Genomic DNA, 11465 nt, shown 5'->3' on the forward strand with positions numbered 1-11465 from the left:
CCCCCTCGTGCGCGGGCCCGTCATCGTCCGACGGCGCGGCGCCGGTCGGGACGTCGTCCGGCGAGCGCGGCCGCACCGCCCCCGATCGCGCCGAAGAGATGGCCCTGCCAGGACACGCCGTCCGCGACGCCGAACACCCCGGCCAACATGGTGCCGCCGTACAGGCCGATCACGACGACGGCGATCACCGCGTAGAGGATGCGGTGCGACACGCGGCCGGGAGCGAACACCCGCATCACCACGTAGCCGAAGTACCCGAACACGAGTCCGGAGGCGCCGACCGTCAGCGTGCCGGGGGCGTTCACGACCCAGGTGCCCAGCCCGCCGACGACCGCGACGATCACGGTGACCGCCCAGAACCGGCGCGTGCCCTCGACCGCGACCAGACAGCCGAGCACGAGGAACGGCACGGAGTTCGCGATCAGATGCGCCCAGCTCGCGTGCAGCAGCGGGGCGAAGACGATCCCCAGCAGCCCGGCGGGGTCCCACGAACGGATGCCGAGCCCGCTGAAGGAGCCCGGCAGCACGGCGTCCGCGAACTGCACCGCCCACATCGCCGCGAGCAGCAGCACGGGCGACGCGAACCGCCGCAGCGGATGCTCGGGCCTGGCCGACGGAGGAACGGTCACCGCTCGATTCTCGCAGGAGCACCCTGGCGCCGGCTGGACGCAGGCAAAAGAAAAGACCCTCCGCGCACCCAGCAGAGCCCGGTTACCCTTGCTGCGTTTCCGCCCTGGGGGAATTGGCCTGGATGCCGCCACGCGGAGAGCCGTCGTCCACTCTACCCGACGCCGACGGGACCCGACGACCGCAGCCCGGCATGGTCCCGCAGGGCGTGCGGAGCGTACGATCGATGCACGCGCATCGTTGCGCCGGACGAGAGGGAACGCATGCCAGAGAACGCCCCCCTGAGCCCGGTCGCGATCGACGCCGACGGATTCGCCGCCCAGACCGCGGCCATCCTCGGTTCGATCAGCCAGGTGATCGACGGGAAGCCCGAGGCCGTGCGCAGCGCCCTCGTCTGCCTGCTCGCCGAAGGCCATCTGCTCATCGAGGACGTGCCCGGCGTCGGGAAGACGATGCTGGCCCGCGCCCTCGCCGCGACCGTCGACGCCACTGTCCGCCGCATCCAGTTCACCCCTGACCTCCTGCCCGGTGACGTCACGGGGGTCTCGGTCTACAACCCCGTCGATCGCGAGTTCGAGTTCAAGCGCGGCGCCGTCTTCGCCCACATCGTCATCGCCGACGAGATCAACCGCTCGTCCCCCAAGACCCAGTCCGCACTCCTAGAGGCCATGGAGGAGGGCCAGGTCACGGTCGACGGCTCCACCCACCGGCTCCCCGATCCGTTCCTCGTCGTCGCCACGCAGAACCCGCTGGAGATGGAGGGCACCTACGCGCTCCCCGAGGCGCAACGCGACCGGTTCATGATGCGCATCTCGATGGGCTACCCCGACCCTGCGGCCGAGGCCCTCATGCTCCGGCAGCGTGACGTCGTGAACCCGCTGGCGACCGTGACCCCGGTCGCGGACGCCACCGCGATCTCGCAGCTCATCGCCTGGGCGCGGTCCGTGCATGTGGCACCCGCGTTGGAGGAGTACGCGGTCGCGCTCGCCCAGGCGACGCGGAACGATCCCAGCCTGCACCTCGGCGCCAGCCCGCGGGCCACTCTGCAGCTCGTCCGCGCCGCGAAGGTCTGGGCCGCACTGGACGGCCGCGACTACGTCATCCCGGACGACATCACCGATCTGCTGATCCCGGTGTTCGCCCATCGGCTGCTCCCCGCCCGCGGGGCCCACCGTGCGGGCGCGCAGCCGGTCGAGGCCGCACTCACCCAGATCGCCGAGCGCGTCCGCGTCCCCGTCGCGACCCGTTCCTGAGCCCGCGATCATGCGCCGACGTCGACTGCTCACGCCGCGCGGCACCGGTGCGCTTCTCGCCGCCCTCGTGTGCGTGATCGCGGCCAACGTCCTCGGCGCCCGGATCCTCCTGTACCTCGGGATCCTGCTGGCCGCGCTCACGCTGTTCGCCGCCCTCGCCGTGCGCCTCCCCCGGCGTTCCGGGACCGTCAGCCGACAGATCTCGACCGACCTGCTCACGGTGTCCGAGACCTCGCGGGTCACGGTCCGCTTCACATTGCGCGCCCTCCGGGTCCCGCACGGGCTGTGGCACGACGTCCTTCCCCCCGCGGTCACCGGAGACCCGAGCGGCGAATACCCCGCGGACACACCCCAGCTCAGCTACCTCGTCACCGGCGTGCGCCGCGGCGTCTGGCCCCTCGGACCCCTCGTGCTGCGGACGGTCGATCCGTTCGGTCTCGCCCAGCGCGAGCAGGCGTTCGGCGACACGCGCACCGTCACGGTCGTCCCGGAGGTCTTCGCGCTCACCCCGCTCGCCGCGCGGATCGGCGCCGCGGGCGGGACGGCGCACACCTCCTCCACCCGCCTGGGCCAGGGCAGCGACAACCTCTCGCCCCGTGGGTACGCGCCCGGTGACTCGATGCGTCGCATCCACTGGAGGGCCACGGCACACCGCGGCGAGCTCATGGTCCGGCAGGAGGAAGAGGAATCGAGCCCGGACGCGGTCGTCGTGCTCGACCGCGCCGCCGGCGGCTGGGCACCGGGGACCGATGTCGTCGACCCGGCGTTCGAGGCCGCCGTCTCCCTGTGCGCATCCGCCGCCGTCCACCTCGCAGCGGAGGGGTACAGCGTCGACGTCCTGGACAGCGCCGGCACGCTCCTCGGCGCGCTCCGCGGACACGAGGACGACCGGGACGGACTCCTCGTCGCCCTGGCGATGGTGACGCCGCGCGGCGAGAGACGCGATCTCGTCGCTCTCCTGGGCGGGACTCCGCCGGGACCGCTCGTCTACGTGACCGGACGGCTGGACGAGGAGGACGCCGCGTTGCTGCGCCCGGCCGGGGCTGCGGCGCCGCTGCTGTTCAGCACGGATCCGCTTCCGGGAACGGAGGCCGCCGCCCGCCACCACGGCTGGACGGTGACCCGGCTCGGCGCCGATGTGGCGGACGCCTGGGACGACGCGCTGTCGGCACGGACGGGAGCCGCCGATGTTCCGCGCTGAGCGCCCGCAGCCCGCTCCCGTCCCCGCCGACACGAGCGCACGCTGGCACCGCGACCGGGAGGAGCCGCCGCCCGGTGTGCTCGCGCCTGCGGCTCTCGCCGGGCTCGCCGCACTCACGGCGCTGTGGCCGTTCACCGCCGTCATCGCTCCGGGGACCTGGTCCTTCGTCGCGACCGTCGTCATCATCGCGGTCGTGGGGGTCGGCGCGCTCGTGCGTCACCTCCTGCGCAGGCGCTCGGAGGGCGTCGCCGGGCTGCTCGCCCTCCTGGCGCAGATCATCGTGGCGGTCGGCGTGCTCACGCTGCTCCTCGCGGGGGACACCGCCGTCGCGGGGGTCGTGCCGACGTCAGCGACCCTGGGCCGATTCCAGGCCCTGGCTGCGGCGGCAGCGGAGGAGATCGTCTTCGGCTCCGCCCCGCTGGAGGCCTCGCCGGGGCTCGCGGCAGCCCTCGGCGCGGGATTCGCGGTCGTCGCGATCCTGCTCGATCTCCTCATCGTGAACCGATCCGCCGTGCTCACGACCGTGCTGATGGGCGTCACCGGCGCGGTGCCCATGATCATCACCCTGGGCGCCCCGAATCTGGGGTGGTTCGCCGCGGCGGCTGTCGTGGCCCTCCTCGTGTTCCGCTTCACCGCCCGCCGCCACCCGGAGTCCCCGCGCCGATCGTCGCCCGGGGTCGCGGTCGCCGTGGGCGCCGCCGCCCTCGCGACCACCTTCGTCGTGACGCCGCTGCTCCCGGTCGGCTCGACCATCACGGGCACCGGGGTCGGTGTGACGGTCGATGCCTCGCTGCGGTTGGGCGACGATCTGCGGCAGCCGAGCCCCGTCGAAGTGCTGACCGTGGCCGCGAAGGCGGACGCCGCCCCGTACCTCCGCCTCACGACGCTCTCCCGGTTCGACGGCCGCGTGTGGCAGCCCGATCGCGGCGACCTGCAGTCTCAGGTCGACGGCTTCGGCGAACCGGAGTGGGGAGACGACATCACCACCGCCGAGCAGACGACCTCGATCCGAGTGCTGCGCATGTCGAGTTCCTGGCTGCCGCTGCCGTACCCCGCCACCGATGTGGAGGGACTCAGCGCTGCATGGCGCGTCTCGCCGGAGAACCGCACCCTGTTCTCCCGCCGTGCCGATGCGGTCGGCAACGACTACACCGTGACCTCGCTCCGGGTGACACCAACCCTGGAGCAGATCCGCGCGGCGGAGGCTGCCCCGCCCCTCGAGGACGCGGAGGGCGAGGACGTCGAGCTGCCCGGAATCATCTCTGAACTGGCGACAGAGGTCACCGCGGACGAGGAGACCGACTACGACCGCCTCATCGCCCTGCAGGACTGGTTCCGGTCGCAGTTCGAGTACTCGCTGGAGACGCCCGTCGACGAGGGGTTCGATGGCACCGGCGCCGACGCGGTGGCCCGCTTCCTCGAAGAGCGGTCCGGGTACTGCGTGCACTTCGCGGGCTCCTTCGCCCTCATGGCGGAGAGCCTGGGCATGCAGGTGCGCATCGTGGTGGGGTACCTTCCCGGGTCTCCTACCGATGAGAAGCGCGGAGACGAGTCGATCTTCTCGGTGTCGAGCGACCAGCTGCACTCCTGGCCCGAGGTGCTGTTCCCCGGGATCGGCTGGGTGCCGTTCGAGCCGACCGCCTCGCTCGGCGTCCCCACGGCCTTCCGTGCGGGAACGACAGGGGGCGGCACCGGCGGGAGTCCGGCCACCCCGGCGCCGACGACGGCGCCTCAGACCGAGGAGACCTCGGGCCCCGAGGTCGAGAGGAGGGATGCCGATGCTGGCTCGACGGACTCCGGAGAGCTGCGACGGCTCGACCCGACGCCGGTGCTCCTCGCCGCGCTCGGCGTCGTGGTCCTCCTCCTCCTTCCTGCGCTCGTCCGGGTCGTGGAGCGGCGCATCCGGATGCGGCGTGCCGCTCGCGGCGACGCCGCCGCGGCCTGGGCGGAACTGCGCGACACCCTGATCGACCTCCGGATCGCCGTCTCGGATGCGGACAGTCCTCGGATGCGGGCCGCCGGGCTCGTCAGGGACGCGGGAGCCGACGAGGCTGCACTGGGGCGGCTCATCGCGGCAGTGGAGCGCGCCAACTACGCCCGCGCGTCCGACGTGGAGGATGACCTCGGCGGGCCCTTGCAGTCCGTGCTCGTCAGCCTGCGCGCGCATGTGGACGGGTCGACGCGGGCACGCGCCGTGCTGCTGCCGCGGTCGCTCTACGCCCCGCGCGGATCAGACACGCGGCTCCTGGTCTGACGCTCGGCCGCCGGACGCTCAGGCCCGCGTCGGCACGGTGGCCGCATGCGCGGGGCACGCGACGGCCTCGCAGTCGGCGCAGACGACGGACTGCACGCGGCACGACGGGTCAGGGCAGTTGGCGGTGCGTTTGGTCGCCGCACCACACCCTGCACACACGCCGATGACGCGCGCGTGATCCGAGAAGTCGACGGACCCTCGCCCGTCGAAGACGTAGAGCGATCCGTCCCAGAGGCCGTCGTCGCCGTAGGTCTCGCCGTAGCGGACGATGCCGCCCTCGAGCTGGTAGACCTCGCCGAAGCCGCGGGACACCATGAGGCTCGACAGCACCTCGCAGCGGATGCCCCCGGTGCAGTAGGTGACGACGGGCTTGCCCTTCAGGTCGTCGTACACGCCGGAGTCGAGCAGACGCACGAAGTCCCTGGTGGTCTCGGTGTCCGGCACGACGGCGCCGCGGAAGCGTCCGATCTCGGCCTCCAGCGCGTTCCGGCCGTCGAAGAACACGACCTCTTCCCCGCGCTCGGCGACCAGGGCGTGCAGCTGGTCGGGGGTGAGCCGCGCGCCTCCGCCGACGACGCCGTCCGCGTCGACGCGGAGCTCGTCCGGGGCGCCGAACGACACGATCTCGTCGCGCACCTTCACGCTCAGCTTCGGGAAGTCGAGGCTGCGACCCGCCTCGTCGAGTCCGGTGCCCTCGCTCCATTTGATGTCGGTGTCCCGGAAGGGGGCGTAGGAGCGGAACGAACGCGCCCACTTCTTCAGAGCCGGGAGGTCCCCGCCCAGGGTGCCGTTGACGCCGTGCGCCGAGATCAGCAGCCGTCCGCGCAGCCCCAGCGCCTCGCCGAGGTCACGCTGCCAGACGCGGATGGCCTCCGGATCGGCAAGCGGGGTGAACGCGTAGAACAGAACGATCTTGGGGGTGGCCACCCAGGAATCCTACGTCGCCTCCGGGAGCCCTACGACACGTCCCGCCGCAGGAACACGGCCGCCCCCGCGCCCACCGCGAGCACGACCCAGCCGGCCGCGATCGGCCCCGCCGCGGCCCCGAGGCCTCGATCCGCCGGGATGCCGATGACGGACACGTCGAACCGGAAGGCGTCGAGCAGGGCCGGGAGAGGCAGGTACGCGGCGCCCGCGCTCCAGAACAGCGCGACGAGCATCCCGAACCCCATCGTGAGGGCGGCGACGAACAGCGCCGCGAGATGCGCCTGCACGACGATGCCGACCCCCAGACCCCACAGAGCCGCGGCCGCACCGAGGGCGACGGCCGAGGCGACCGCGGACGCGTGCACGGGGACGCCGCCCATGGTGACGATCAGCGCCGTGCGACCGCCGACCACGGCGGCGCCCGCGACGACCGCGCCGCCCAGCGCCGCGGCGGGCACCCGGACGACGAGCATCGCCCATCGGGACTCCAGCATCAGCCGCTGCGCCACGACGCCGTCCCGTCGGTCGATCGTGTAGCGGAAGGAGCCGTAGACGGCCGCGAGGATGCCGGCATAGGTCGCGAGCACCGCGTCGAAGGGGGCGACGAGGTCCTCCCGGACTGCCGGCGGAGCGTCCGCGAGGTCCGCCGGGATGCCGGCGGCCAGGGAGAGGGACAGCACGAGCGCCGCCAGCGCCATGCCGAGGAGGACGATGTCCCCGACGGCCCCGCGCGCCTGCGCGCGCAGCGCCCGACCGATCATGCGAGGCTCCGGCGTCCCCGGACGGCCGCGAACGCGACGAGGCCGACCGCCCACGTGACCCCGACGGCGAGGGCGGGCGCGAAGGCGAGGAGCCGCCCCTGGTACTCCGGCACGCTCAGCGCCGCGATGGCCATTCCCGGCGAGAACCGTGCGATCTCGGGCGCCGTCCGCAGCATCGCGAACTCGAGTGCCATCGGGAAGACGAGGACGATGATCGCCGTCGCGTAGTAGTTCCGGGTGATCCAGCCGATCGCGCCCCCGATGACGGCACCGAGGACCACGCCGACCAGGGCCCCGGCGACGATGCGTCCCGCGTCCGCGGTGAGCACGAGAGCGAGCCCGTGCCGAGCCAGGAGGACCGAAATGCCGAGCATCCACAGCAGGACGACGACCACGGCCAGCGCGAGGGCGACGAGGACGCCGGCGACCAGCTTCCCCGGGAAGGCGCGGCGAAACCCGACCGCCGTGAGTGTCCGGTCCATGGAGCCGTAGTAGTACTCCCGCGTCACCGGGTACGCGCCGACGAACGCCGCGGAGATGACCGACCACGCGAGCGGCTCCAGCAGCCGGGTCGTCGCCGTGCCCGCGTCGAGGCCGTCGACCGCGAGACGGGAGCCGTCGGAGAACAGCACGAAGGCCGGCATGAGGACCGCGACGAGGTACACGGCCAGGATCGACAGCCCGCTCACCGCGCGCAGCAGCTCGCCCCGGATCATGCTGCTCATGCGGGGGCTCCTTCGACGAGATCGAAGTACCGGCTCTCCAGCGAGTCGCCCCCGCCCGTGACGAGGTCGTCCAGCCTCCCGGCGAAGAGCGCGCGGCGTTTGATGACGACCACCTCGTCCACGACCTGCTCGAGCTCCGGGAGCTGATGGCTGGAGACGAGCACCGTGCCGCCGCGTTCGGCGAAGCCGCGGAGGAACCGGCGCAGCCACCGGATGCCGTCGGGATCCAGACCGTTCGCCGGCTCGTCGAGGATGAGCGTCCGCGGCGCACCGATCAAGGCCGCGGCCAGGCCCAGCCGCTGCGCCATGCCCGTCGAGTAGGTCTTCACGCGGCGGCGCGCATCGGCGGCGAGGCCCACCTCGTCCAGCACCTCGTCGACGCGCTCGCGGGGCATCCCGGCAGCGAGCCGGCAGATCTCCAGGTGCCGTCGCCCCGAGATGCCGGGCTCGAAGCCGAACCCGTCCATGTGGACGCCGACGTGCGCACCCGGGTTGTCCAGCGCCCCGAACGGCGCCCCGTCGATGACGGCCTCGCCGCTGGTCGGCCGCACGAGTCCGACGATCGCACGCAGCGTCGTCGATTTCCCCGCGCCGTTCGGGCCGAGAAGCCCGACGATCGCCCCGCGGGGCACCGCGAACGACAGGTCTTCGACGGCGGTTCGGCGTCCGAACCTCTTCGTGAGACTGTGCACCTCGATGGCGTGCTGCTTCATGGTCATCCTCTCTCCTCCTCGCTCGTGAGAGCTGCCAGCGGCGACGCGACCGCCGCCCAGAGCGCCTGCCAGAGCGGGGTCACGCCGAGGTCGACGCGCGCCTGTCCGGCTGCCGGCAGGGCACTCCGCTCCCCCGTCACCTCGACCTCGGCCACGGCCGTCGCCGCGACGGCGGCCCCGGGCATCCTGACCGGGAAGAGCGCCTCTATCGGCACCTCGGTCTCCGTCGCCGGGCGGGTCCGGATCGTCCCCGCGCCGCGGTACTCGTTCGCGAGGATGCCCCGCGTCGACAGGACCACCGGCGCCCCGTCCGGGATGTCGATGCCGGTGTCCCGGCCGCCCTGCACCAGGACCACGCGGCCGTCGTCCACGGAGAACCCCAGCATCGCGGCCGTCGGGACCGGGATGAGCAGGCCGGCGGCCCCGATCCCGAGCGCGAGCGCGGCGGTCACCCCGACGAGACGGGACCGCGAGACACCGGATCGCCGCACCCGGAGCAGAGCGCGCGCCAGGAGGGCGACACCCACCGCGACCACGACAGCTTCGAGGGCGAGCACGAGGAGGCTCGCCGCCGGACCGCCCCCGGCGAGCAGCTGTGCGGCACGGACGACCGCGAACAGCACCATGACGATCGGAGCCCCCAGGCAGCAGAGGCCGAAGGGCACGCTCCACCACCGCTCGAGCGCCCGAGGCTGTCGCGGCGCCCCGAACAGGAGGCGGGCGAGGAAGGCCGCACCGTCGCGCACCGTCCTCCCCCGCAGATTCGGCTCATCGAGGGCGCTCATCAGGGCGAGGTACCCGTCGAAGCGCACGAAGGGGATCAGGTTCACGAGCACCACGACCGTGCAGGAGATCGCGAGGAGCAGCAGCGTCTCCCTGGCCACCGACGGCGGCAGGGCGAGGGCGACCACCATCGCCACCGCCGCCACGGTGGCGTGGACGGCCGGACCGGCGAGCGCGATCGCCACCCGGTGCCGACGGTCGGTGAGCCGCCAGCCGTCCGTGACGTCGACGAAGAAGGCGGGCGTCAGATACAGCAGCATGAACCCCGCACGTCGCGGTCGACCGCCTAGCCGTGTGAGGGTGAGACCGTGCGCGGCCTCGTGCAGCAGCGTCGCGAGCCCGAGCGCCACGACGACGAGCGCGAAGCCGGCGAGCGGGACGGGACGGGCGAGGACGGCCCCCAGCTCGCCGGCGAGCAGGACTGCGGCGACGATCCCGGCACCGAGCGCCGCGGCGGCGGCCGCGAGGACCGCGCGACGCGGGACGGGGACGACAAGACGGTCGAGGCGGGCGAAGAGCGCGGGAGCGCGGAGGGTCGCGAACTGCACGGTGAACGGTGGCCGATAGGCGACACGGCCGGGCGGCCGAGATGTGCCCCCGTCCAGGAGTCCGTTGTCACGGAAGCGCGCCACCAGTCGCAGCACCTCCTCGTCGGTCTCCCCCGGGGCGAAGCGCGTCTGCAACGCCGAGACGGGGGTGCGGCCGTCCATCGCCGTCAGCAGGTCGACCACCGCTCGCGACAGCCGGGCGGTCGGCACGCCCTGGACGGTGGCGAGCCACCCGGACCCCTCCGCCGTCGGCTCGAACGCGACGCCGACGGCGAGAGACGGGCACGAGTCCGCCGTGAGGGACGCGCGACCTTCCCCGCGGCGACGCCGTACGGGTCGTGGTCCTGCCGTCGTCATCGCCCACCCCTTCCATCCCCGACGCGCGAGGTCGTGAGGAGCAGGATCTCCACGCCCGCGGGCGTCCGCACGGGAGACCTCTCGGGCGCCGTGAACCCCGCGGCGACGAGCTCACCCGCGAGGACCTCGGGGCTCAGCACGTGCAGGCGGCTGGTGAGGACGGGCACCTCCGCGCGCGGGACGATGTCCGCGAGGCGGACCCAGTTGACCACCCGCACGGCACCGTCGTCCTCGATCTGCTGCGCGAAGAGGTAGGGCTCCTCCCCTGCACCGCCCGGGACGGTGATCTCGCGAACGGTCGCCACGCCGAGACTGTCCGCCGAGGCGCCGTCCGCGACGGTGAGGGCGAAGACACCGGTCGCGGTGAGATGACGTCGGACACCCGCGTAGAGCCGCGAACGGCCCTCGCGGTCGAGCAGCGTGATCGAGGTCGCCCCGAGGACGACGAGACCGAAGTGCCCGGCGAGCACGAGGTCGCGCATGTCCGCCACGACGCACTCGACCGTCGCCTCGTGCGGAACGGCGCCGCGGAGGCGCCCGAGCATGTCCGCGGAGAGATCGACCGCCGTGACGCGATGCCCGGAGCGTGCGAGCGGGATCGTCAGGCGGCCGCTTCCTGCGGCGAGGTCGAGGACGGGGCCGGGGACCGCGCGCGCGAGTGCCAGGACTTCGCGGATCTCCGCCCGGTCCGGGCCGACGAGCCGGTCGTAGAAGTCGGTACCCGCCCCGGCATACAGGTCCTGTTCCCTGGCGGTCGCGCCGACGAGGTCGAGCCGCGCGGCCACGGTCTCGGTGATCAGGGATGTCATCCGTGCATCGCCTCTCCTCGGATGGATGGTCGGGGGGTGCGGGCGGATGGTCCCGCCCGCACCCTCGGTCAGGTCGCGATGGCGGCGGCTCCGCCGATGATCGCGATGATGTAGCTCGCGTGCTCCCACCACTCGAGCGGGGTGTCGATCTGTTCGAGTTCCAGGAACTCCAGCGACGTGGTCTGCAACGTGCACCTCCTAGGTCAGAGCGAGAATTCCGATGATCACGCCCACGGCGAAACCGCGGATGTAGTCGTCGGCATCTCCCGGCGCATCCATGGCGTCGAGTTCGGTGAACTCGAGCGTCGGCAGTGCTGCGGTCATGTGTCCCTCCTTCCTTTCTGCGATCCGGTGCCTTCGGTCGGCATCACGTGGCGGCCGCCGCACCGATCCCGATGAGGACCAGCGCACCGATCACGCCCTGGTAGAAGCTGTCCCAGCTGGGGGCCTCCATCGGGTCGAGCTCCTGGAATCGGATGCTCGTCTCCGTGCTTTCGTTCATTCCCG

Annotated in this window: 13 protein-coding genes and 1 other RNA gene; 3 read left to right on the forward strand and 11 right to left on the reverse strand. The window is 72.7% G+C overall.

Features of this window, described 5'->3' with window-relative positions; all coding sequences use genetic code 11:
- Positions 1–20: 20 nt before the first annotated feature.
- Positions 21–629 carry a rhomboid family intramembrane serine protease gene (locus DW296_RS12925; protein WP_136052558.1) on the reverse strand — a complete coding sequence of 203 codons (609 nt, stop codon included), beginning with the start codon at positions 627–629 and terminating at the stop codon, positions 21–23.
- A gap of 48 nt (positions 630–677) precedes the next feature.
- An RNA gene (ffs, locus tag DW296_RS12930) (signal recognition particle sRNA small type) lies at positions 678–774 on the reverse strand.
- A 116-nt stretch (positions 775–890) separates the two neighbouring features.
- Here ffs and DW296_RS12935 point away from each other — a divergent pair.
- From DW296_RS12935 to DW296_RS12945, 3 genes are read left to right on the forward strand one after another with little or no spacing between them, the layout of a single operon-like run.
- Positions 891–1880: an AAA family ATPase gene (locus tag DW296_RS12935; protein ID WP_136052559.1), complete on the forward strand. Its 990-nt coding sequence runs from the start codon at positions 891–893 to the stop codon at positions 1878–1880.
- 10 nt (positions 1881–1890) lie between these two features.
- The gene (locus tag DW296_RS12940; RefSeq protein WP_136052560.1) at positions 1891–3081 is read left to right on the forward strand and encodes a DUF58 domain-containing protein; all 1191 of its coding nucleotides are present in this window, start codon (positions 1891–1893) and stop codon (positions 3079–3081) included.
- Positions 3068–5335 carry a transglutaminase family protein gene (locus DW296_RS12945; protein WP_136052561.1) on the forward strand — a complete coding sequence of 756 codons (2268 nt, stop codon included), beginning with the start codon at positions 3068–3070 and terminating at the stop codon, positions 5333–5335. Before DW296_RS12940 ends, DW296_RS12945 begins: the two co-directional genes overlap by 14 nt.
- A gap of 18 nt (positions 5336–5353) precedes the next feature.
- Here the strand turns inward: DW296_RS12945 and trhO are convergent, their stop codons facing one another.
- The 9 genes from trhO to mpaA1 form a co-directional block, all read right to left on the reverse strand.
- Entirely contained in the window at positions 5354–6262 is a 909-nt protein-coding gene (trhO, locus tag DW296_RS12950; RefSeq protein ID WP_136052562.1) for an oxygen-dependent tRNA uridine(34) hydroxylase TrhO, read from the reverse strand.
- A 29-nt stretch (positions 6263–6291) separates the two neighbouring features.
- Positions 6292–7023, reverse strand: coding sequence for a hypothetical protein (locus DW296_RS12955; protein ID WP_136052563.1), 732 nt, complete (start codon positions 7021–7023; stop codon positions 6292–6294).
- The gene (locus DW296_RS12960; protein WP_136052564.1) at positions 7020–7748 is read right to left on the reverse strand and encodes an ABC transporter permease; all 729 of its coding nucleotides are present in this window, start codon (positions 7746–7748) and stop codon (positions 7020–7022) included. Before DW296_RS12960 ends, DW296_RS12955 begins: the two co-directional genes overlap by 4 nt.
- Positions 7745–8467, reverse strand: coding sequence for an ATP-binding cassette domain-containing protein (locus DW296_RS12965; protein WP_136052565.1), 723 nt, complete (start codon positions 8465–8467; stop codon positions 7745–7747). The genes DW296_RS12960 and DW296_RS12965 overlap by 4 nt, the downstream gene beginning before the upstream one ends.
- A complete protein-coding gene (gene mpaP / locus DW296_RS12970) occupies positions 8464–10149 on the reverse strand; it encodes a daptide biosynthesis intramembrane metalloprotease (RefSeq protein WP_136052566.1) in 1686 nt (561 codons plus the stop codon). Before mpaP ends, DW296_RS12965 begins: the two co-directional genes overlap by 4 nt.
- The gene (mpaM, locus tag DW296_RS12975) at positions 10146–10958 is read right to left on the reverse strand and encodes a daptide-type RiPP biosynthesis methyltransferase (protein ID WP_136052567.1); all 813 of its coding nucleotides are present in this window, start codon (positions 10956–10958) and stop codon (positions 10146–10148) included. The genes mpaP and mpaM overlap by 4 nt, the downstream gene beginning before the upstream one ends.
- Before the next feature lie 68 nt (positions 10959–11026).
- Entirely contained in the window at positions 11027–11146 is a 120-nt protein-coding gene (mpaA3, locus tag DW296_RS16730; RefSeq protein WP_292788270.1) for an MpaA3 family daptide-type RiPP, read from the reverse strand.
- 10 nt (positions 11147–11156) lie between these two features.
- Positions 11157–11282 (reverse strand): MpaA2 family daptide-type RiPP, encoded by a 126-nt coding sequence (mpaA2, locus tag DW296_RS16705; protein WP_256209429.1) that lies wholly within the window; start codon positions 11280–11282, stop codon positions 11157–11159.
- A 43-nt stretch (positions 11283–11325) separates the two neighbouring features.
- A complete protein-coding gene (mpaA1, locus tag DW296_RS16710; protein ID WP_256209430.1) occupies positions 11326–11460 on the reverse strand; it encodes an MpaA1 family daptide-type RiPP in 135 nt (44 codons plus the stop codon).
- Positions 11461–11465: the final 5 nt, after the last annotated feature.

The organism is Microbacterium sp. K36 (assembly GCF_004794355.1).
GTDB lineage: Bacteria > Actinomycetota > Actinomycetes > Actinomycetales > Microbacteriaceae > Microbacterium > Microbacterium paraoxydans_D.